Source organism: Dactylosporangium sp. NPDC006015 (assembly GCF_040614215.1).
In the GTDB taxonomy this organism is placed as follows: Bacteria; Actinomycetota; Actinomycetes; order Mycobacteriales; family Micromonosporaceae; genus Dactylosporangium; species Dactylosporangium maewongense.
The window spans coordinates 55025-77383 of record NZ_JBEXUD010000023.1 but is presented as its reverse complement, the minus strand read 5'-3'; the positions used below and the strand labels follow the sequence as shown (position 1 = coordinate 77383).

Sequence of the window (22359 nt, the reverse complement as noted above, 5' to 3'; positions counted from 1 at the left end):
GCGGCCCGACCATCGGGCCGGGCCGCTCCGGGCTGGGCTATCGCTGAACGGAGGTGAAGGTGTAGGAGCCGGATCCGGCGCGGTAGACGGCGTAGCCGCCGTCGAGGCGCAGGAACTGGGTCCGGCCGGGCTGGCCCACCACGTGACCGCCGCGCAGTGGCACCCAGATCTCGGCGGTGGTGTTCGCCGGGATCGTCACGTCGAGCCGGAACCGCTGGCCGTCGAGCTTCCACGCCGAGCGCGCGGGGCCCTGCGGCGTCTGGTAGCTGCCCTCGACGAAGGTAAGGTCCCCGACGAGCTTCGGCCGGATGACCAGCGACCGGTAGGCGCCGCCGGTCGAGCGGATGCCGGCCAGGTCCGAGTGGAACCACTCCTCGATCTGGGCGAGAATCATGTGGTTCTTCGAGTCACCGCGGGTCCACCGCTCCCCCATCGTCGTCATGCCGCCCGGGTTGGCGGTGGTCGACGCCATGAAGTAGCCGTAACTGGGCTGTTCGTCGCGCTGCAGCAGGTCCCACAGCACGTCGTCGCGGCCGCCGTCGGCGAGGGCTCGCACGGTCGGGGCCATGCCGATGGTGCCGCCGCTGAAGTGCGGTCCCTCGCCGTTGGGGTGGAACGCGGAGACGAGCTCGACAAGCGCGTCGAGGACGGCGCCGCGCTCGCTGTCCGGGACGAGCCCGGCGTCGAGGGCGAGCGCCTGCGCGGTCTGGGTCGCGCCGGTGGTGCCGGCGTTGCCGGCGGTGGTGTACCGGCGCAGGGTCGTGTTGTAGAAGTGGGCGTTGAACGCGGCCTTGATGTCGGCGGCGAGCGTCCGGTATTTCGCCGCGTCGGCCTGGTGCCCGGTCAGCTCCGCCATCACAGCGAGCTTGCTGATCATGGTGTAGTAGCCCCAGGTGCCGGTGATCCGGCCCGAGGTCTGGTCGGCGGCGACCCAGTCGGCGAGCGCGGCGTCGACGATGTGCGCACTGTCGCCGGTGCCGACCTTCTGCCGCTGGATGTAGTCGGCGAAGCGGACCATCGGCTCGTAGTAGCGGGCCATCGTCTGGGTGTCGCCGTACAGCTCGTAGAGCATCGACGGGACCAGGATGATCGCGTTGCCCCAGTTGATCTCGTCGCCGAACCGGCCGGTGTAGCCCCAGTCGTAGACAGGTGTCTTCAGCGCGACGTTGCCGTACATCGGCGTGTCGGCCATCGACTGGCCTTCGACGAGGTGGTGCATGGTGGTGCGCAGGTAGGCGTCGAGCTCGAAGTTGCGGTGGATGGACGCCATCGGCATGGTGTAGTCGGCCGGGTAGGACAGCTTCTCCCGGCCGGGGCAGTCGGTGAACACCGACATGACGTTGGATGCGAACGAGTACCGCGACATCGTGTGGATGCGGTTGATCCGCGCGTTGGACGTGGTCACCTCACCGGCGACCGGGACGGCCGCCTGTAGCCGCAGGCCCTTGACGAGCTGCCTGGTCGGGACATAGCCGGCCGGCAGGCCGGTGACCTGCACCCACTGCATGCCGAAATAGTTGAAGTTCGGATGCCAGGTCTCCCCGCCGCTCAGGCCGGCGGTGGTGTAGGTGTTGAACAGGTCGCGGCCGCGGCTACCGCCGCCGCCCATGAGAGACGCCTGGTCGACGGTGCCGTCCGCGGCGAGCGACTCGGCCGGGGCCATTTTGACGACCGTGCCGGCCGGGAGGCCGCCGGGCAGGTGCAGTTCGGGCCAGCCGACGATGTTCTGACCGAAGTCGAACACCCACGTGCCGGGGACGGGGTTCGTCACCGACACCGGTGTAAACGTTTCAACCACGCCGACGGGTTCGGCGGTGCGGGCGACGAGCTTCGTGGCCAGGTTCGGCGGCGGCGCGATGCCCGCGTCGATCCAGCCGGTGGATGTTCCGTCGCGGCGCTTCGCGGTGGTCGACAGATCGGCGCCGGGCCGGTCCCAGCCGGCCTGCTCGCGGCGGGCGTCGTAGTCGGCGCCGGAGTACCAGGCGTCGGTGACGAGCGGACCGAGCGCGGTGTGCCAGGACCGGTCGGATACGACCACGTCGGTCGAGCCGTTGGTGTAGGCGATCTCCAGTCGCGCGATCAGCCGGGGCGTTACTGCGGCGCCGGCCGAGGCGTCGCTGGCGGCGACATTGTTGCCGGAGCCGGTGACCGCCGTGCCGGTGATGTGCGGCTTCGCCAGGCCCGGCGTGAACGTGATGCCGGTGCCATCCACGCCGGCGGTGCCGATCGCGGTGATCGTGCGGGATTCGAGGCCGTCACCGCCGTTGCCGGTGTCGATGTTGATCGTGCCGCCGACGTGATAGTTGGCGACGCTGTCGAGTTTGACGGTCGTCGCGCCGGACGCGGAGTCAGCGACCAGGGTTCCGGCGCCCTTGAGCTGGCTCTGCCACCAGGAGTACGGCGAGATCCGGCCGACCGCCGGGTTGGTGACACTGCGGCGGACGTACGCCGGGCCGTTGCCAAGCTGGACGCCGAGGGTGTTGCCGCCGTCGCGCAGGTCGCGGGTGATGTCGTAGGTGCGGTACTCGCTGGAGAGCTGGTAGTTGCTGTTGCCGGGGGCGAGGACCTCGTCGGTGAGCGTGCGCCCGTTGAGGGTCGGCAGGTGCAGGCCGACGCCCGACAGGTACAGCCGGGCGGAGCTCACGCGTCTGCGATGGTCGACGGTGAACTGCCGAGCGAACATCGGCATCGGCTGGTTCTCGACCCGGCCGGGGTACTCGATCCAGCGGGCCGTGCCCCAGTCGGACGGCTGCAGCAGGCCCATCTCCCACGACGACGGCGTGCTCCACTCGGACGGGCGCCGGTCGGCGTCCCAGGCCCGGACCTGCCACACGACCCGGTCGCGGGAACCGAGCTTGCGCCCCGCGTACGAGATGCCGGTCTGGGTCGCGGACTGCACCTTGCCGGTGTCCCAGATGAGCCTGCCGTGTTCGAGGTTCGCCTCGCTGGTGGCGGCCCGGATCTGATACGCGGTCTGCCGGTCGGCGGGGCACGCGGCACGGGAGTTCGGGCGGTAGCAGGGGTGTGTGGCCGCGCGGCGGGTTTCGGCAATCTGCCAGCCGAGGACCGGGGCGGCGTTGTCGATGCCCAGGGACTGGCCGGACCGGCCGTCGACGTTGAGGTTGATGACTTCGACGTTGGCCCGCTCGCCGGCTGCTGCGGCCGGCGTGGCGTTCAATGCCTGGGACATGACCAGGGCGAGGGTCGCCCAAAGTCCCACGAGTGCGCGCACCCGATGTCTGGTGGTTGACACTGGTACTCCTTCACATGTGGCCCCGCCGGCCGTTGCCGACCGGCGCAGTGTGGGGTAGTCAGGCGCCGGCCTTGTAGTCGGCGTCCATGGCGGCGAGCACCTTGTCCGGGGTGGACTGTCCGCTGAAGATTTCCTGCAGGCCGGACAGCATGGCCTGCTGGACCTTCGCGTTGGGCCAGAGCTGGTCCATGAACGGCACGGTCCGGTTGTCCTTGAGGTATGTGGTCAGCTCGGTGAACGCCGGGTCGACCGCGGAGCCGCTGTCTGCCAGCGACGGCAGACTGCCCTGCTTGGCGTTGAACACCTTCATGCCCTCCGGCGACATGACGAAGTTGACGAACTTCAGCGCCAAGTCCTTGTTCTTGGCCTTGGCGTTGACGCCGTAGCCGGCGCCCGCGGCGGCGGGCATCATGAACTCGGCTGGGGTGTCGGTCGCGGGCAACGCCTTGAGGGTGAACGTGCCGCTGGGGTTCTTGCCCTTGAGGAGCGCGACGACCCAGTTGCCCTGGATGATGCCGAGGGTTTTGCCGGTCGCGGCGAGGTCCTGGCTGGCCTCGTAGCTGGTACCGAGCGGGTTCTTCTGGAAGCAGCCGGTCTTGTCCATCTCCTGGTACTTGGCCATCGCGGTCGTCCACGGCGACTGGGCGAACGAGGTGGCACCGCTCTGCAGCTTGGTGTCGAAGTCCCGCTCGGCGCCGAAGACCACGGTGGCCGCGAGGGCGTAGAGGGCGAGCTGGTTGACCCAGTTGTCCTGGATCCCGAGGGCGAACGCCGGGCTGCCCTTGCCTGCCGCGGCCTTGCAGAAGGCCAGCAGCTCCGTCCAGGTGCCCGGTGCCTTGAGGCCGGCCTGGGCGAGCGCCTGCTCGTTGTAGACGGCACCGATGCCGTTGAGGCCGAACACGGCGTTGTAGGTCTTGCCCTGGTACTGCGCCACGCTCTTGAGCCCGGCCGGCAGCTTCGACGCCCACGGCTGGTCGGACAGGTCCATGAGGTAGCCGGGCTTGGCCAGCACGAACGTGGCGCCGGGGTTGCCGTTGCCGGGCCAGACCGTCATCACGTCGGGCGCGGTGCCGGAGGCCAGCTGGGTGCGGATCTGCTGCTGGTACTGGTCGGCACCGCTGGTGGTGTAGCGGACCTTGACGCCGGGGTTGGCGGCCTCGAACGCCTTCACGACCTCCTCGATGGAGCCTTGGTCGACGGACGCGAGGGTCAGGGTGTTGCTGTCACTGCCGGAGCCGGCGTTCGTGCCGCTGCTGCACGCGCCGAGCACGAGCGCGACGGTCAGCGCGGCGGCGAGCGCTGGTATTCGGGACGGTCTCATGACATCTCCTGGACGGGGGTGTGATCGGGGGTGTGGGATGCGGTGAAGGTGTAACGGCCGGACGTCAGCCGCACGGTGAGCCCGGTGGCAGACGGTTCGGCCCCGAGGACCCCGGGCCGCGCACGTGCCGGCTCGTCGTGCTCGCGCACGCTGGCCGGCTCGGCGGTGGGGACTTCCAGCAGGGCGGTGCATCCCGGCGGCACCGTGGCGGTCACGGTGATCCGGTCGCCGGTGACGGCCCAGCCGCAGGCGACCAGGCCGCGGGCGGTGTCCTGCTCGGCGCGGGCCCAGGTGAGCCGCCCGCCCGGCAGCGGGCGCAGCAGCAGCTCCCGGTAGGCCACCGAGCCGGGCGTCTGGTCGATGCCGGCGACCCGGCTGAACAGCCATTCGCCGACGCTGCCGAGGCTGTAGTGGTTGAAGGAGTTCATCGCATCGGCCTGGAACCCGCCGTGCTCGGTCCAGCCGTCCCAGCGCTCCCAGATCGTGGTCGCGCCGTGGCGGATCGAGTACCCCCAGGACGGGAACTCGTCCTGGTGCAGCAGCGCGTAGGCGAGGTCGGCCCGGCCGTGCTGGGCCAGCACCGGGCACAGCAGCGGCACGCCGACAAACCCGGTGGTGAGTCGGTTGCCGCGCCGCTCGATGTCCGCGGCCAGGTGCTTGACCGCGACCGGGATCAGCTCGTCGGGCAGTAGCCCGAAGGCGAGGGCGAGGAGGTAGGCGGTCTGGGTCTCCCCTTCGACGGTGCCGTCGGCGCGCACGTACGAGGTGATGAACGCATCCCGGATCGCCGTATGCAGCGCGCGGTGCTCGGCCGCGGCGCGCTGCCGGCCGAGGACGTCGGCGGCGTCGGCGACGATCGCGGTGCTGCGGGCGAAGTACGCCGTCGCCAGGACCTCGCGGGGTGTGGTCGCGTCGATCTGCAGCCAGTCGCCGTAGTGGTTGCCGGTGCGGTGTCGCCACCGCAGGTCCGGGTTGTGCCGGCGGACGTGGGCGATCCATGCGGTCATCGCGTCGAAGGAGTCCGCCAGCGCCTGCCGGTCGCCGTAGGTGCGCCACAGGTGCCAGGGGATGATCACGCCGGCGTCGCCCCAGGCCGGGGCGGCCTCGCGGTGCATGGTGATGACTGGGGCGACGTCCCGGAATGCCCCGCCGGTGTCCTGGCCGTCGACGACGTCACGCATCCAGCGGGCGAAGAACGCGGCGACGTCGGCGTTGCGGCTCGCCGTCGGGGCGAAGATCTGCGCGTCGGCGAGCCAGCCGAGGCGTTCGTCGCGTTGTGGGCAGTCGGTCGGCACGGCGACGAAGTTGCCGCGCTGGCCCCAGCCGATGTTGGCGTACAGCTGGTTCGTGACCGGGTCGGAGCACTCGAACCGGCCGGTCCAGGCGGTGTCGCTGTGCAGCACGCGGGCGACGACGTCGGCGGCGGCCAGCTCGCCGGGGTGGCCGTCGATCTCGATGTAGCGGAAGCCGTGGATGGTGAACTGCGGCTCGAACACTTCCTGCGGTTCGCCGGCGGCGATGTAGCGGTCGGCGGCGGCGGCGCGGCGCAGGTTCGCCACGTACAGCTCGCCTCCGGCGAGCGTCTCGGCGTGCCGGATGGAGACGAGGTGGCCGCGTGGTGCCGAGCGCAGCGTGAGCCGGACGCGTCCGACGAGATTCTGCCCGAAGTCGACGACGTACTGGCCGGGCGCCCGCAGCTCGACCGTCACGGCTGGCAGTTCGGCGGTGACGCGGACCGGCTCGTCGGGCTGCGCGACCAACGGGCCAGGCTCGGCGTCGAGAATCGCGACCGGCGCGAACCCGCCAGTCCCGGTGCCCCGGCGGGCGTCGACGACCTGGCCCATGAGCAGGTCCGCGGACAGAACGGCGCCCGGCTGCTCGGTCCACCCGGCGTCGGTGGCGATCATCCGGCGGGAGCCGTCGGCGAAGTCGAGCACGAGCTGCGCGAGGTAGGCCGGGCAGTCGCCGTAGTGCTGCGCCGCGCGGCGCGGGTCGAACCCGATGTAGCCGCTCCACCAGCCGTCGGCCACCACCGCGCCGAGCACGTTCGGCCCGTCGTCGACGAGGCCGGTCACGTCATATGTCTGGTACTGCAGGCGCCGGTGGTACTCCGTCCAACCCGGCGCCAGCTCGTGGTCGCCGATCCGCACGCCGTTGAGCCAGGGCTCGTAGACGCCCCGCGCGGTGGCGTACAACCGGGCGCGGACCGGCCGCCGGTCGAGATCGAACGTCCGCCGCAGGTGCAGCGGCGGCTGGAACAGCTCGCCGCCGGCAACGTCGTGCGCGCCCGGCGGGTCGACCGGTGGCAGGGCCAGCAGGTCACGGCCGACCCAGACCGCTGTCCAGTCCGTCCGGTGCAGCAGCCCGGTCTCGAACCAGCTCGCCGCAGACCCGGCCGGCGTGCCGGTCTCGTCCCAGATCTCGACCCGCCAGTGGTAGCGGGTGGCCGACTGCAGGACCGGGCCGTCCCACGAAACCAGCAGTCCTTCGCTGGACTCACGGCGACCGGTGTCCCACAACGGACGGTCCGCCGGTTGCAGCGCCGCCGTGATGCGGTAGGCCGTCTGCGCGGCGCCGCGCCGGTCGCTGTCGAGCTTCCAGGACAGCCGCGGCCGGGGGTGGTCGATGCCGAGCGGCTCCGCCCGCTGCTCGGTCTGCAGGCCGTAGACGCGGATGGTCATCCTTTGAGCCCTCCGGCGAAGCCGTTGATGATGCTGCGCTGCAGCGCGAAGTAGACGGCCAGCACCGGGATGATGCTGATGAGCAGCGCAGCGAAGACGAGGTTCCAGTCCGAGACGTACTGGCCGAAGAACCCGGCGAGCGCGACGGGCACGGTCTGCTGGGTGCCGCCGGACAGGTACAGCAGCGGGGTGAAGAAGTCGTTCCAGACCGCGACGGCGTTGAGCACGAGCGCGGTCAGGGTGACGGGTTTGAGCATGGGGAACACCACGTAGCGAAACACCTGGACGGGAGCGCAGCCGTCGATGGCGGCGGCGTCCTCGAACTCCCGGGGCAGCGAGCGCAGGAACCCGACGTAGAGGAACGTCGTGAACGGCACCTGCAGGCCGGAGTAGAACAGCACCAGCGCCCACACCGATCCGAGCAGGCCGAGGTCGCGCATCGTCTGGTAGAGCGGCAGCGCGGCGAGCTGGAATGGCAGGACGAGGCCGAGCATGACGAGCAGGAACGTGCCGCGGGACCAGGGCGCCGTGATCCGTGCGAGGGGGTACGCGGCGAGTGAGGAGACCGCGAGCACGACCACAACGCTGACGGCGGTGACGAGGGCGCTGTTGACGAGCGCACCGCCCAGGCCAGCCTGCTGCCATGCCTCGGTGAAGTTCGACAGCGTCGGTGACGTGGTCGGCTCGATCGGCGAGCGGGTGTCCGACGGGGCCCGCAACGCCAGGTTGACGAGCACGTACACCGGGAAGCCGATGACAGCGGCGACCGCGACCATGACCAGTTCGAGGGCGAACGTCCGCCAGCGGTAGCGGTTCATGACGCCGCCCGCTCGTTGCGGGCGAGCACCAGGTACTGGCCGGTGGAGGCGACCGCGACGATGATCGTGAGGACGACGGCGAGGGCGATGCTGTAGCCGAACTCGCCGAGGGTGAACGCGTCCTTGTAGATCAGCGTGGAGATGGTGTCGGTGGCGTGCCCGGGGCCGCCGCCGGTGAGCGCGTACACCTGGTCGAAGAGCTTGATCCCGCCGATGATCGACAGCATCAGGTTGATGGTGATCGCCGGTGCGAGCAGCGGCCGGATGATCGACCAGAACCGGCGTACCGGGCCGGTGCCGTCCACCGCGGCGGCCTCGAAGATCTCCTTCGGGATCGACTGGAGCCCGGCCAGGAAGATCACCATGGAGTAGCCGGCGAACTGCCACACGATGACGGCGACCACCGACCAGAGCGCCAGCTGCGGGTCGCCGAGCCAGTCCTGCCGCCAGGACCCGAGCCCCAGCGCGGCGAGCAGGCTGTTGACCGCCCCGTCCGGGCCGAGCAGGTTGCGCCACAGGTAGGCGGTCACGATCGGCGTCACCACGGCCGGCGCGAACAGGAAGACCCGCAGTACGTTCCGCGACTTGATCATCGCGTTGACGCCGAGTGCGAGCAGCAACCCGACACCGTTCTGAATGACCGTGATCGCGACGGCGATGACCAGCGTGTGCCAGACCGCCTGCATCGCGTCCGGGTCGTCGACCATCGCGGTGAAGTTGTCGAGGCCGACGAACGACCAGTCCGGCGACAGCCCGTCCCAGTCGGTGAAGGCGTAGTACACGCCGCGGGAACTCGGCAGCAGCACAACGAATGCGAACAGCAGCATCGCCGGCAGGACGAACCACCATGGGGGGCCGGTTCGGCGCCCTCGCGGTGTTCCCGCATAGCGTGAGGGGGCCTGCGGCTTCACGGCAAGTGTCATGGGCAATGACCACCTTATGAAACGTTTCATCCTAGGGCCGAACAGGTGCTGGCCAGCGTCGTACGGCCGGCCGCCACGGGATTGGTGCCGGGGCTGTCGCAGATCCGAGACCACCCGACCAAAGCGGTGGGAAGTTTCGCAGGGAATGGGCAACGTTTTCCGAATGTGTGACGCCGACCATAGGATCATTCGCGCTGTTACGTCAAGGGGTCGGCAGTGCTTCACCAGCATTACCCAGCACCGCGTCCTCAAGGGACTGCGCCTCCGAGGGAGATCATCCCTACCTCTGCGAGGGTAACGTTGCCCAACCTATGGGAGGTCCACCGGATGAGTCCTGACGCCCCAGCTCGAAGGGTCACGATCGTGGACGTGCCCAGCACGCACAGCAAGCTGCTTGCCGTGACCGGCTGCCCTCGGCAGCACCGCTGCGGGCGCAGCACATACTGGCCGGGCCCACCTGGCCGGCCGTATACTCGCGGGTAACGTTGCCCACACTGGACCAGCCGGAGGAGCCTGGATGCGCAAGACGGCGGCACCCGCCCGGCGCGTCACCATCGTCGACGTCGCACGCCACGCCAACGTGTCCACGACCGCGGTGTCGAAGGTGCTCCGCAACGCCTACGGCGCCAGTCCGGAGATGCAGGCGAAGGTCCGCCAAGCGATGGCCGACCTCGGCTATCGGCCGCACGCCGCCGCCCGAGGCATGCGCGGCCAGACTTACAGCATCGGCGTGATGCTGCCGACGATCCGCAACCCGTTCTTCGCCGACGTCCTCGACGGCATCACCGAGCTCCTCCGGGACGCCGGCTATCAGGTGCTCATCGGCCCCGGTTGCAACGGCCAGGCCGAAGAGGCGCGGGTGACCGAGACAATGATCGATCACAGCATGGACGGCCTCATCCTCGTCGCCCCGGTCTCCTCGCGCCAGCACCTCGACCGCGTCGCCGGCCTGGTCCCGACCGTCACCGTCGGACGGCACGGACGCTCGGCAAGCTACGACTCCGTGGCCGACGACGACATCACCGGAGCAAGACTCGTCGTCGACCACCTCGTCGAGCTCGGCCACCGCCGCATCGCCCACATTGATCACCTCGAGAACGACCCGGACCGCCTCGCCGAGATGCCCAACGCCGTGCGCGCCGACGGCTACCGGCAGGCGATGCGGGCCCACCGGCTGGACGAGTACATCGACATCGCGTCCACCAGCTACACCCAGGAGGGCGGATACCTCGGCGCCCAACAGCTGCTGTCGCGGCTGCACCGCCCGACCGCCATCTTCGCGGGCGCCGACATCGTCGCCATGGGGGCACTGCAGGCCATCGCGGAGGCCGGCCTCGCCGTGCCCGACGACGTCGCCGTCGCCGGCTACGACAACACGATGTTCGCCGCGTTCGCACCGATCTCGCTCACCAGCGTCGATCAGGGCGGACGCCAGATGGGCCGCAACTCGGCCCGGCTCATCCTGGAGCGCATCGCCGACCGCACCCGCCCCGCCACCCACATGAAGCTCACCCCGACCCTGGCCCCCCGCCGGACCACCGTCACACCAACCCCTTAGCTCAACCGCTCACACGCACCGACCTTGCGCGAGACGCAGCCCGGGTTCCCGCGTGCCGATCGCGCGTTTGTTCCCAGCCCCGGCCCTACGCCTGCCGCACCGACAACACCGGACCAGCAACCACCACCTGCATCCACGCCGACCTCCAAGCCGTCGCCACCGCACTCGCCACCATGACCGGCCAACCACACCCACTCGCACAAACCACCGACGATCAGCCAGGCGGTGGTCACCCGCCGGCCTGTCCACTCGTCTGGCCTCAGACGATGGATCTGTGCACCGACCCGACCTACGACACCGAACCGCGCGGATCGGTGCCAAAGGAGGACGCTCACGTTGTCACCACTCGGCGAGGGAGCCGTCGGCGTGGCGCCAGATCGGGTTGCGCCAGCGGTGGCCGACCTCGTCGGCGCGAAGTACCGCTTGTTCGTCGACCTCGATGCCGAGCACCTTCAACGCCGAACGGGTGTTCCGCGACATCACCCTCAACCCCGCCACCGGGATACTCGCGCAGCTCCTCGGCCGGCCCGTCACCGCGGTGGAGACTACGATGTGGCGGCAGCTGGCGGCCCGGCTGGTGTTGCGGGACAACCGCACCGCCGGGCAGGTCTGGGTGTTCGACGACGCCGACAGCCCCGCCTGGCCGCTCACCACCACCGGGTTCAACAACGCCTGCAACTGGGGCATCCGCGGCGTCCTCCCGGTCGGCGACGAGCACCTGTTCTTCGGCACCAACCAGGGCTGGCAGTACCCCACCGAACCCCGCGACGACCCGCCCCGCCGCGCCGGCTGGCAACTGCTCAAGTACTCCCCGGCCGCGGCCTCCAACGGCCAGACCACCGTCGAGCTCCTGCAGGCCCTGGTCCCCGGCTGGGCCGACCCGGTCAAGCTGGCGCGACGCGTCGCCGCGGCACTGCCCGTGCCGATCGGAGCCACCCGCGAATAGCCGCGCGCCCGCTCACGCCGCGGCCGCTCACGCCGCCCAGCGTCGGACGCGCTCGGCGAGAGTGCCGAGGGGCAGCGGGCCGGAGGTGAGGACGGTGTCGTGGAAGGCGCGGATGTCGAACCGGTCCCCCATCGCGGCGCGGGCCTGCTCACGGAGCCGCTGGATCTCCAGGCGGCCCACCATGTATGCGAGGGCCTGGCCGGGGTCGGCGATGTACCGGTCGGTCTCGGACTGGATCTCGACCTCCGCCATCGCGGTGTTGGCCCGCAGGTAGTCCACGACCTGCTGGCGGCTCCAGCCCTTCGCGTGGATACCGGTGTCCACGACGAGACGGGCGGCGCGCATCGAGTCGGTGGCGAGCATGCCGAGCCGGGTGAGCGGGCTGGAGTAGAGGCCCATCTCGTCGGCGAGGCGCTCCGCGTACAGCCCCCAGCCCTCGCCATACGCGGTGAACTGCGCGATACGCCGCAGCAGCGGCAGACCGGTCAGCTCCTGCGCGAGGCTGATCTGCAGGTGGTGGCCGGGGACGGCCTCGTGGAAGGCGGTCGCCTCGGCGACCGTGCGGTCGCGGCCGCCGGGCTGGAAGGTGTTGGCGAAGTAGATGCCGGGGCGGCTGCCGTCGATCGCCGGCGCCAGGTAGTAGGCGGCGGGAGCGCCGGGAGCCTCGTCGGCGGGGACCGGCGCGACCGTGCACCGCTGCGCCGGCAGCGTGCCGAACCACTCGGGTGCGGCCTTCTCAGCGCGCTCGATCGCGTCGCGTGCCGCGTCGAGGATCTCGTCACCGTCGCGCCAGCGCAGCGCCGGGTCGGTGCGCAGACGGTGCAGCACGTCTGCGGTGTCGGAGGTGCCGAAGGCCTCCGCGCCGATCTCCGCGAACTCCCTGGCGAGCCCGGCGATCAGGTCGAGGCCGATGCGGTGCAGCTCGTCGGGTGTGCGGTCGGTGGTGGTGTGCAGGCGCACCTGGCGCAGGTACAGCTCGTCGCCGCCGGGCAGGAAACACAGGCCGGCCTCCTCCAGGCCGCGGGAGGCGGGGGCGATCTCGGTGGCGAGCGTGTCGCGGTAGGCGGCGACGGCGGGCCGGACGACCTCGTCGATCAGCCGGTCACGTTCGGCGGCGAACCCGTTGTCGTCGGCCGGCGCGGGCTTGCGCAGCGGGTCACCGTCGGCGTTGGCCAGGTAGCGGTCGAGGTGCGCGACGGCACCTTCGACAAGGTGCCGGACCGGCCGTCGGCCCGCGGCGATGCCGTCGCGGTGGCGCTGGGCGATCTGCGCGAACGCCTCCGGCAGCTTCCTGAGCCGGGCGAGATAGCCGTCGGCGCGGGTGGCGTCGGTCAGCCCGACCATCGGCAGCTGGACCAGCAGCGCCGCGGCCGGTGCGGTCCAGGTGTCGGTGATCGCATACTCGGTGGAGCGCAGGTCCACGGTGTCCACGATGGACTGCGCCTGCTGCAGGACGACGCCGAGGGTGAGCTGGTCGTCGTCGCTGAGACCGGCGGGGTCCAGCGCCCGGGCACGGGCGGCGATCGCGAGCGCGCGGTCCCTGATCGCGGCGTCGCCGGCCTCGCTGTAGTCGCGCATCTGGTCGTCGCGGCCGGGGATGCCGAGCAGGGAGGCGCCGATGGGGAACACGTCGAGCATCACGTCGAGCAGGTCTTCAGCGAGCTGGTTGGCAGTGGACATGTCGTCTCCCTGTCGCCGCGCATCGATCGGTGCGCCGATGCTACTGGGTGCGCGGCCAAGGGTGCACCGTCCGTAGCGCATCGGCTCCGTTGAGCACGGTGTCCCGACCGGTGCTCGCCGGCCGGTAGCATGCGCCGCGACGGGTGTAGCGCAGAGGTCGTCGCGGCGGGACTGCAATTCCTGAGGACGCCGGTTCGAATCCGGCCGCCCGTCATCGTCCTGTCGTCGCGTGTTCGGGGGACGCCGATGGCGCTGACCGAGCCGGTGCTGCGCAGGTACGACCTTCCGGCCGCCGCCGTGCGGGCCGCCACCCGACGCCGGCTCGCGGGCGACTGGCAGGGCGCGTGCGCGGCGGCCGGCGTCGAGGTCGACGCGTCGGTGCTCGCGGCGGAGCCCCGGATGCTGGACGACCTGCGGCACCTGGCGCCGGACCTACTCCGCTGGCATCTGCTCGACGGTGGCCTGAAGTTCGCGCGCGGCGTCCAGTTGCCACTGCTGCTGGCGCAGTACCCCAGGGGACTGGCGCTCGTCGTGCATTCCCACTTCGAAACGTACGGCCCGCACCGGCTGCGGCTGTCGACGAACACCGCCTGGGTGCGCAGCCGGTGGGACAGCAGCCGGCATCTCTGGGACGCGCGCCATGCCACGCGGCTGCCGCACCGGCTGGGCGGCGGTGACCGTACACCGGGCTTCCACCGCGACGGCCGCCGCCTGGACCACGCGGACCTGCCGCAGACGCCGCCGCCGAGGCACGACCGTGCGGCGAGCGCGGAGTGGGAGCAACGGCTGCTCCTCGACGACCGCCTCGCCGGATGGCGGGCGGCCGGGGTCGAGATCGACCCGACGGTCACGGCGGCGTTCAACGCCGCCGGGGCGCTGCTGCCGTTCTTCCGGATGAGCCTGGTCGTGCCGGCCGCCTGGGACCTGCTCGGCGCCGGCGCGAGGTCGGGCACGGTCCTGGTGACCTGGCTGCCGCAGCTGCCGGACCAGGCGCTGACGCTCACGCTGCGCCGAGGCGCGGGGGCGGTGCTGCGGGTGGACAGGTGGCGCCGGGCGCAGCGCCTGCCGGCGGTGCCGGAGACCGCCTTGAACCTGCCGTGGTTCGTCGAGGCGCTGCGCCGCGGGTGGCTGCCCATCAGCGCCGTGCATCCGCTGGTACGCGCCGCGATGTTCCCGGACGCCCCGGACACTGCGTACGCCCCGGCGGCCGGTGTACGGGTGCCCGAACGCATCCACGTCCAGTGCGGCCACCGGCGGCACTACGTGGGGTGGCACGACGGCAGGTTGGAGGCGTTGAGCCACACCCCGGACGACGTGCGCCGCGAACGCGCCCTGCAGGCCCTGGGCGGCAGGTCGACCGGCTGCTTCGCCGTGCTGGACAACTGGTCGGCCCGGACCGGACCGTTGCCGCGGCAGATCCGGACGGTCGCCCGCCACATGCTGCTCGCGGCCGGCCACGGCGACGTCGCCGAGGTGCACCGGCTGCTGGACGCCGGGGTCGACCCTCGCGGTGTCCGCGGCGTGCAGCGCCGATCACTGCTGCACATGGCCCACCTCATCGACGACGTCGCCCTGATCCGGCGGCTGCGGGCGGCCGGCGTCGACCCCGCCGTGCCGGACGGCCACGGACACAGCGCCCTGCAGGCGGCGCAGGCGATGGGTGCCTCCGCGGCGATCCTCAGCGCGCTGCAGTAGCACCACGGCCCTGGTCCGCAGCCGGGTCTTGTCCACGGCGCCGCCGCCGAGCAGCAGGTCAGCGGTCCGGGTCCGCTCGTCCCGCGGCGGACGCGGCGGAGCGGACCCGCGGGTCCGGATCCGAGGACCGGAGCGCTTCAAGGCGGTCGCGGGCGGCGGGGTCGGCCAGCGCCCGCAGCGCCGCGGCCGCCTTGGCCCGCACCTGCGGTGCCGGGTCGTCGAGCAGGGCGCGGACGGCGGGCAGGTGGTCCCGGTCGGCTCGGCGGGCCACCGCGGCTGCTGCGTTCGCCCGCATGCCCGGGTCCTCGTGGGTGAGCGCGCCGGCGAGCTGGTGACGCACCTCCGAGCCCTGCTGGTGACCCAGGATCCAGATGTACGCACGTTGCCGGAAGATGTCGCCGCCGGGCACCCCGTACCAGTGCCTCGCGGCGTCGGGGATGGTGGCGAGCGCGCGGCCGGCGGCGCGCCAGACCGCGGCGTCCGGCGACGTCAGGAACACGTGCCGCAGCGTCGGCACCGCCGCGGGATCACCGATGCGGCCCAGTACCGCCGCCGCCCGGCCGGCGTGCGCGGTGTCGCACAGCCTGATCAGCCCGCCGACGTGCCGCCGGTCGCCGGTGCGGGTGAGCAACCGGGCCGCCCGGTCACGGACCGCGGGGTCCGGATCGTCGCAGGCCGCGAGGGCGACGTCGGGCACCCGGGGGTCGTCGATGTGTGCCAGCGCCCGGAGGCTGTGATCGCGGACGTCAGCGCGCGCGTGCCCGGCCAGGTCGGTCAGCGCCGGCACGGCATCGGGTGCACCGATCTTCCCGAGCGCCGTAATGAGGGCGGTCGGCACCCACCGCGCCTCCCGCGCCATCCGGCACAGCGCGGGCACCGCCTCGACTGCGCGGAGCTCGCCGAGCGCGTGGGGCGCCGACTCCGCCCACGCCGGATCCGTGGTCTTCTCGATGAAGAACGCGACATGTCCGGCCCCGTACTCGGTGAGCCAGCCCGGATCGTCCCGCCACGGTGGTTCGTACGGATCGAGGAACCGGCCGTGCAGCGCGGCCCCGGCCGCCGGCCCGCCGACCGCCCGCAGCCGGGCCACCGCCGCGCGGCGGACCCACCGGTTCTCCGGCCTGGCGGTGGCGGCTGCCGCGGAGAGCAGGCGGAGCTCCCGGTCGCCGGCCGGCCCGGTCAGCCCCCGGATCGCGGCCACGGCCAGCCATCCCGTCTCCCGCTCGACGATGTCCAGCAGCCGGTCACTGTCCACCGGTTCGCCGCTCGCCACCTGGGTCATCACGGCGACCATGCGCTCCCACGAGTCGGCGGAGTCCCACCACGCGACGGCGAGCCGGCGCGACGCCGTCTCCGGCCGGGTGGCGATGGCGTACACGCCGGGGCGCAACGCACTGAGGCAGCATGACCGCGCCGGTCCGGCCTTCTCCGCCTCGTACGCCGCGAGCAGCGTCGTCAGTGCCTCGTCGGTGCCGAGCGCGCCGAGCCGCCGCGCGTAGCCGCCGAGGTGCCCGTCCTTGCCCGGCGGCTCCGGCAGCACCGTCTTGCCCGCGGGATCCGGCGGGTGGGCAAGGCCGAGCGCATCGGCGAGCCGGACGTGCTGCTCCCGCCACCACTCGTAGGCGTGCTGCCCGGCGAGGTGGTCGTGCAGGTCCGTGAGCACCGCGTACCGGATCGCCGCCGCCCCGGGCGTCCGCACGAGCCGCTCCGTGAAGCGCGCCCGGTCGTCCCACGGGCGCCACGACATCGCCTCGACGAGGTGGACGACGTGCGGCGGCACCCCCGCCCGGGCTAGGTCCACGGCGGACACGCCGCGTCCGGACACGAGGTGCAGCCACGCTGCCTGGCGCACGGTCGCGTCCGCCGCTGTACCGGACCCGGCAAGGATCCGGTCCACGCGTTCGAGATGGCCGGTCAGCAGCCCACCACCGGCGAACAGCTGTCCCCGGTGCGCCCGCGCCGCGATCCGCCGGGCCTTGGCAAGTCCCATGCCCCGTATCCAATACCACCGGAACCACAGCCGGAACCGCGACGGCCGGTCGCGGCTGATGCGCGACCGGCCGTCGGTTCAGGCCTTACAGGCAGTGGGACGGCTTGTGGTTCAGCCGCTGACGGTGAGCACGACGCGCTGGTACGAGGTCAGCGCCGGCGATCCGTTGTCCGTCACCTGGAGGATGAGGTGGATCGTCTGGCCGGGTGCGGCATCGTCCGGGACACGGACCTTCACGACGTGCTGTTGCTGTCCGCCGGGGACCTGGTTGATCGTGACGGTTCCCGGGTAGGTGTCGGCGTCCGTGTACTGCCACCAGCTGCTGGTGACCTGGTCTCGGTCCGGGTCGCCGGTGAGGCCGGTGAGCGTGACCGTCTGACCGGGCGAGACGGTGCGGTCCACCTGGCCGGCGACCTTGGCCGTCGGCTCGTGGTTGGCCTCCGAGTAGCGCGAGGCCACGGTCCACTGCAGCCTGGCGGCGAAGTCCTGCTGAGCCGTGCCGAACCAGCGGCTGGCGGCGTAGTTGCTCGACGGGACGCCGTTCGGATCGGTGTCGCTTCCCTTGCGCCCGCCCCAGCCGCCGTAGCCGGCATCGACGTTTCCGCGCAGACCGTTGTCGATGAGGTTCATGAAGATCGACGTGTCGCCTTCGGAGATCCAGGAGCCCTTCGCCTGCGGGGGTGTCCAGACGACGTACCCCATCGCCTTGAGCTGTGCGGTGGTGAGCCCGGAGAAGCCGAAGTGGTCGAAGATGTCGCCGGGGACCATCTGCTTGGCGTCGCCCCAGACCCGGTAGTAGGCGCCGAACGGGCCTACGTCGGACACGTTCGCCTTGGTCCATTCGGCGGACAGGTACTTCGCGTCCTGGGGAAGCACGGCGTTGCGGGCACCGTAGCCCCAGATGCTGGTCGACATCTGACGGAACTCGATGCCGGGCCAGTTCTTACCGATGTAGCTGGCGTAGGTGCCGTCCTGGTCGCCGAACGACTGGATGATCGCCTTCTGCGACACCTTCTTGGCGATCTGCGCCCACTGCGGCGTGTTCTCGTACTCGTCCTTGATGGACTTCAGTGCCCTGGCGATCGTGCTCTGGCCGGCGCCGGTGAGCAGGTAGACGGGGCCGGGACGGTTGTCGAGCAGGCTCTTCCTGATCAGGTCCGAGCCCGGCGAGTCCTTGGAGATGTCACCGTCGAACTCGATGTTCCCGGTGTAGATCTTCGACTGCAGTTCCTTGGGTGAGGGGTAGCCGCCGGCGTGCTTGCGCAGGTTGGGGTAGACCTGCGCGTAGATGTCGACCGCGTCGTCGATGAACCGCTCGCCCGGCTTCCAGCGCCACGATGTGCACGGGCAGAGGTTCAGCCCGAACCGGGTGTACTCACGCCCCGCCACGTACCACGACGTGCCCTTGCCGTCGCCGGCCCAGTGCACACCGCTGCTGGAGTAGACGAGGCCCTCGGTGTCGAACTCGTTGCTGTACATCAGATAGCGCACGAGCGTGTTCTGGTCGTCGAGCTCCGGGTCGTGCATGAGGATGACGCGGGGCTTGGCGTTCTCACCGCCGGACTGGCTGTCAGCGTCGCCGGCGAACGCGGATGCGCCGCTGGCCGCGATCATGACTCCCGCGAGCACGGCTGCCGTCATGGTGCGCAGCGCGGGCCGGCGCATGCGGCGCCCTGCGGTCGGACCAGGAAGTTTTCGCAACAGATCCTCCTCGAACCCCAGGGGGAATGCCCGCCTGGGACGGTCATCGGTCTTCAGTGCCACGCGCGCGACATGAATATCTATTCAGATCTGACTTGATATATAACGTTAATCGGCACGACACAAAAGTCAAGGCCGTCGCTGAACACTCCGTCGGGCGGGTGCTGCAAGATACGGGCAAGCACCGGAGTGGGAGGAGCCCCTGTGGGGATCGCGGGTCGTCTGATCGACATGGCCGAGGCCGCCCTGCTGACGGAGGCCGAGGTCGCGGCCGTCGACGGGGTCGGCGACGACTTCGTCCGGGTCGACCTCGTGGCGCCGGCGTTCCGGGCCGCCAAGTGGGCGGCCGGGGCCAAGGTGCAGATCCGCCCGCCGGGGGCCGGCCGGGGGCTGCGCACGTTCACGCCCACGAGCTGGGACATGGCCGAGGGGCGGACCAGCCTGCTCGCGTACCTGCACGGCGACGGGCCGGCGAGCGCCTGGTTCCGGCGGGTCCAGGCCGGCGACCGGGTCAAACTGATGGGGCCGCGCCGGTCGATCGAGCCGCCGGCCGCCGGTGAGCGGGTGCTGTTCGTCGGTGACGCCACCAGCGTGGCGCTGGCCCAGGCGTTCGAGACCACGGGTGCGGCGCTCACGTGCCTGTTCGAGGCGGAGCGGCCGCAGGCGCTGGAGGGCCTGCGGCCGGGCGCCGAGGTCTGCGAGCCGACCGCGCTGCTCGACCGGCTGCGGGCCGCCGGGGCAGGCATGGCAGGCCCGTACCGGCTGGTCGCGACGGGCAACGCGGCCACGGTCCACGCCGTCCGGCGGGAGATCCGCACGTGGTCCGCGCCGCCCGCCAAAGTGACCGGCAAAGCGTACTGGGCAGCCGGCCGCACCGGCCTCGACTAAAGCATCAGGCGGTGAAGGCCTTCACCTCCAGCAGCCCGACCGAGCTGGTGCCGTTGGACTGCAGCACCACGCGCAGCCGGGTGGTGCTCACCGCGGTGAACGTGACCGTGTTGTACGCGTTCGCGGTCACGGTGTAGGCGGACGCGCCCGGCACGTCGGTGTAGGCGCTGCCGGTCCAGTACTGCAGCTTCCAGCTCGACGGCAGGTCGATGCCCTGGTTGTCGTCGAAGAGGTACACCTGCGCCTTGTTGAGCTGCACAGCGCTCGGCCAGGTGAGCTCCGCCCACTGCTGGCCGCTGTTGGGCCAGGTGCCCCAGCGGCGGTTGACGGTGTCGTTGGACGACGGCGGGTCGATGCCGTCGTTGATGGCCGCGACCGACTCCCACGCCGAGGTGTAGGACGCCGACGGGGTCGCGGAGCCGGCCACGTTGACGCCGCCGGTCGGCGGGGGCGTGGTGGTGCCGCCGATGGCGAGGTCCGCGCTCGGGAACGCGCTGAACGACGGGTTCACGTCGGCCTCGCCGCCGGCGCCGTCACAGCGGCGGTCCGGGTTGAACGCCAGGTAGGTGCCCGACGAGCAGGCGATCGCGAACTCGGCGTCGCCGCCGACCACGATGCTGCCGGAGAGGTTGGCGCCGTTCTGGATGAGCGCGTTGTCCTTGACGACGGCGTTGCCGCCGACGGTGCCGCCGTTGACCCATCCGAGGCCCTCGATGCGGGCGTTGCCGGTGACCGTGCCGGCGAAGACCGCCGCCTTCGGCCCGACGTAGGCGGTGGCGGCGACGTTGGCGTTGCCGGCGACCCAGCCGCCGCCGTTGCTGTGCCAGTGCCCGCCGTTGGTGGCGGCCGGCTTCACGTAGCCGGGCTCGAAGCCCGACGGCGACGCGCCGGCGACGCGGAACTCGTACGGGAAGCGCCGCGCCTTGGGGTAGCCGTCGAGGAACGCGTAGTGCGGCACGGCGGACGGGGTGCCGGTGACGACGAGCCACACCTCGCGCTCGCCGGCCTGCAGCTGGAAGTCGATCTGGCCGTCGGTGCCGGTCGTCAGCGGCGAATACCGCGGCGTGCCGTTGCGCACGGCGACGAGGCCGAAGGTCCAGCCGGTGGCGCCGGTCTCGGCGTGGCCCTTGAGCCGCACCTTGACGAGCCCGCCGTCGGCCGCCGCCACCAGCTTGATCTTGTTGAACCCGTAGTCGGACGGGGCGACGCGGGCGTTGATGCGGTAGTGGCCGAGCGAGGCGTCGACCGCCTCGACGCTGCCGCCGTTGTAGGCGTTGTTGAGGAAGCCGGCGCCGTACACGCCGTTGATGAACGGCATCAGCGTCGACTTGTTGCCGAAGTCGTAGGTCACGGTGCGGGTCGCGTATTCGCCCACGCGCCGGTTCAGCTCGGCCTGGGTGATGCCGGTGATCCGCCGGTACGTCTCCAGTGGATGCTCGGTGTTGCGAGCCTCGTTCCAGATGCGGTTGAACATCGCGAGGCCGTCGCGGTCCTTGATGTACTGCATCAGCATCCAGTTGCCGTAGTGGTGGCGGCTGGAGCTGTAGTACAGGTTCTCCGAGCGCAGCCAGCGGCTCAGGTCGCCCGCGGCGGTGGTGGGCAGCGCCTGCATGGCCATGAACTCCGCGCTGGTCTCCCAGAAGGTGCCCGCGCTGGCGTCGGTGAAGCCGTACCCGGAGCGGCCCAGGAACGTGTAGTTCTGGAACACGTGCCCGAGCTCGTGCGCGAGGCCCCAGGAGCCGGGCAGCGCGGCCTTGGGGTCGATGTTGATGACGCCGACCTTGCCGTCGACGGAGCCGCCGGTCGCCCAGGCGTTGAGCTCGGTGCGGTTCCACGTGTTCGTGACGATCACGATGATCTTGTACTGGGCGAGCAGCCCCTGCTCCGGCGTGAACTGCATCGTGTTCACGTAGAACGCGTACAGGTTCTCCAGCTGGGTGATGATGCTGTTCGGGTCGAAGTTGTACGGCGAGGGCGCCGAGGCCGGGTTGGTGCCCGACTTCTCGCCCCACAGCAGGATGAAGTTCGTTGACTCCCGGGTGCGGTTCTGGGCCCACGGCACCTCGCCGGTCTGGGTCCAGCGGGCCGGGATGTAGAGCGACTTCGCGGCGGCGGCGGCCGGCCGGGTCTGCAGGGCGACGAGCACCCCGGCGATCACGACGAGCCCGACCAGCGGCGCCAGCCACAGCCGGCGCGATCGGAGATTGATGGTGGTCATGGCACCACACCCTGCCCCGAAAACCTTTTCGGGGCAACTGAAGTCTCCTTTTGCGTTTGCTTTTCGGACCCTTAAGCCGCACCCCGGCAGCAACGGGAATGCCCCGGGACGCCAGAAGGACGCGTCCCGGGACCCGAAACTTTCATCAGGCGTCCACGGCCTCGACCTGCGCCATGACCGTCTTCAGGCGGTCGTTTCGTCGTAGGAGGCACGGTGGGCGAGGACGTCGTCCATGTGGTGCTGTGCCCACAGTTTCAAGCCGCGGACCAGGCCGTACATCGACAGGCCCAGGTCCGTCAGCTCGTAGGAGACCGTGACCGGGACGGTCGGCGTCACGGTGCGGCTGATCAGGCCGTCGCGCTCCAGCGCGCGCAGCGTCTGGGTGAGCATCTTCTGGCTGACGCCGGCGAGCAGGCGGGACAGCTCCGAGTAGCGCATCGGGCGGGGGTCGCCGCCACAGTCCGGGCCGCTGCCCAGGGCGGTCAGGATCAGCGCGACCCACTTGCCGGAGATCCGCTCGAGCAGCTTGTGGCTCGGGCACACCGCGAGAAAGGCGTCGTACTCCGCCTTGCTCTGTGCCCGCTGCTGCGCCGCCGTCGTCGTCGCCATCGGCCGTCCCTCCAACCACCGGGTGTGTTACGCACCTTGAGGTGCGTACTTCCCAATAGGAAGTTACCCCCTGAGAGT

General features: G+C 71.0%; 14 protein-coding genes and 1 tRNA gene. 5 read left to right on the top strand and 10 right to left on the bottom strand.

Annotated features, from left to right (window positions below; translation table 11 throughout):
• Positions 1 to 37: 37 nt before the first annotated feature.
• The 5 genes from ABZ321_RS33715 to ABZ321_RS33695 all read right to left on the bottom strand — a co-directional run bounded on the left by ABZ321_RS33715 (position 38) and on the right by ABZ321_RS33695 (position 8900).
• Positions 38 to 3232: a family 78 glycoside hydrolase catalytic domain gene (locus tag ABZ321_RS33715; RefSeq protein WP_354898913.1), complete on the bottom strand. Its 3195-nt coding sequence runs from the start codon at positions 3230 to 3232 to the stop codon at positions 38 to 40.
• Between the two features lie 79 nt (positions 3233 to 3311).
• Positions 3312 to 4574 (bottom strand): extracellular solute-binding protein, encoded by a 1263-nt coding sequence (locus ABZ321_RS33710; protein ID WP_354898910.1) that lies wholly within the window; start codon positions 4572 to 4574, stop codon positions 3312 to 3314.
• A complete protein-coding gene (locus ABZ321_RS33705; RefSeq protein WP_354898907.1) occupies positions 4571 to 7255 on the bottom strand; it encodes a family 78 glycoside hydrolase catalytic domain in 2685 nt (894 codons plus the stop codon). The genes ABZ321_RS33710 and ABZ321_RS33705 overlap by 4 nt, the downstream gene beginning before the upstream one ends.
• Entirely contained in the window at positions 7252 to 8073 is an 822-nt protein-coding gene (locus tag ABZ321_RS33700) for a carbohydrate ABC transporter permease (protein WP_354898905.1), read from the bottom strand. The genes ABZ321_RS33705 and ABZ321_RS33700 overlap by 4 nt, the downstream gene beginning before the upstream one ends.
• Positions 8070 to 8900: a sugar ABC transporter permease gene (locus ABZ321_RS33695; protein ID WP_344505363.1), complete on the bottom strand. Its 831-nt coding sequence runs from the start codon at positions 8898 to 8900 to the stop codon at positions 8070 to 8072. Before ABZ321_RS33695 ends, ABZ321_RS33700 begins: the two co-directional genes overlap by 4 nt.
• 613 nt (positions 8901 to 9513) lie before the next feature.
• On the opposite strand from ABZ321_RS33695, the gene ABZ321_RS33690 reads away from it, so the two are divergent.
• The gene (locus ABZ321_RS33690) at positions 9514 to 10554 is read left to right on the top strand and encodes a LacI family DNA-binding transcriptional regulator (RefSeq protein WP_344505364.1); all 1041 of its coding nucleotides are present in this window, start codon (positions 9514 to 9516) and stop codon (positions 10552 to 10554) included.
• 439 nt (positions 10555 to 10993) lie between these two features.
• Entirely contained in the window at positions 10994 to 11500 is a 507-nt protein-coding gene (locus ABZ321_RS33685; protein ID WP_354898901.1) for a hypothetical protein, read from the top strand.
• Between the two features lie 27 nt (positions 11501 to 11527).
• Here the strand turns inward: ABZ321_RS33685 and ABZ321_RS33680 are convergent, their stop codons facing one another.
• Complete coding sequence (locus ABZ321_RS33680; RefSeq protein WP_354898898.1) at positions 11528 to 13180, bottom strand: DUF885 domain-containing protein; 1653 nt, start codon at positions 13178 to 13180, stop codon at positions 11528 to 11530.
• A 139-nt stretch (positions 13181 to 13319) separates the two neighbouring features.
• Here ABZ321_RS33680 and ABZ321_RS33675 point away from each other — a divergent pair.
• Both ABZ321_RS33675 and ABZ321_RS33670 read left to right on the top strand, forming a co-directional pair.
• Positions 13320 to 13393, top strand: a tRNA-Cys gene (locus tag ABZ321_RS33675).
• 33 nt (positions 13394 to 13426) lie between these two features.
• Positions 13427 to 14875, top strand: coding sequence for a hypothetical protein (locus ABZ321_RS33670; protein ID WP_354898895.1), 1449 nt, complete (start codon positions 13427 to 13429; stop codon positions 14873 to 14875).
• A 58-nt stretch (positions 14876 to 14933) separates the two neighbouring features.
• Here ABZ321_RS33670 and ABZ321_RS33665 read toward each other — a convergent pair whose 3' ends face one another.
• Complete coding sequence (locus ABZ321_RS33665) at positions 14934 to 16865, bottom strand: HEAT repeat domain-containing protein (RefSeq protein WP_354898892.1); 1932 nt, start codon at positions 16863 to 16865, stop codon at positions 14934 to 14936.
• Positions 16866 to 16976: 111 nt separating this feature from the next.
• Positions 16977 to 18506 carry a nucleoside hydrolase-like domain-containing protein gene (locus ABZ321_RS33660; RefSeq protein ID WP_354898889.1) on the bottom strand — a complete coding sequence of 510 codons (1530 nt, stop codon included), beginning with the start codon at positions 18504 to 18506 and terminating at the stop codon, positions 16977 to 16979.
• A gap of 264 nt (positions 18507 to 18770) precedes the next feature.
• Between ABZ321_RS33660 and ABZ321_RS33655 the strand changes: the two genes are divergently transcribed.
• Positions 18771 to 19454 carry a siderophore-interacting protein gene (locus ABZ321_RS33655; RefSeq protein ID WP_354898886.1) on the top strand — a complete coding sequence of 228 codons (684 nt, stop codon included), beginning with the start codon at positions 18771 to 18773 and terminating at the stop codon, positions 19452 to 19454.
• Positions 19455 to 19458: 4 nt separating this feature from the next.
• Here ABZ321_RS33655 and ABZ321_RS33650 read toward each other — a convergent pair whose 3' ends face one another.
• Together ABZ321_RS33650 and ABZ321_RS33645 are read right to left on the bottom strand one after the other, a co-directional pair.
• Positions 19459 to 21672, bottom strand: a complete 2214-nt coding sequence (locus tag ABZ321_RS33650; RefSeq protein WP_354898883.1) for a DUF6055 domain-containing protein — start codon at positions 21670 to 21672, stop codon at positions 19459 to 19461.
• Positions 21673 to 21855: 183 nt separating this feature from the next.
• Complete coding sequence (locus ABZ321_RS33645; protein ID WP_344505372.1) at positions 21856 to 22281, bottom strand: helix-turn-helix domain-containing protein; 426 nt, start codon at positions 22279 to 22281, stop codon at positions 21856 to 21858.
• Positions 22282 to 22359 lie beyond the last annotated feature (78 nt).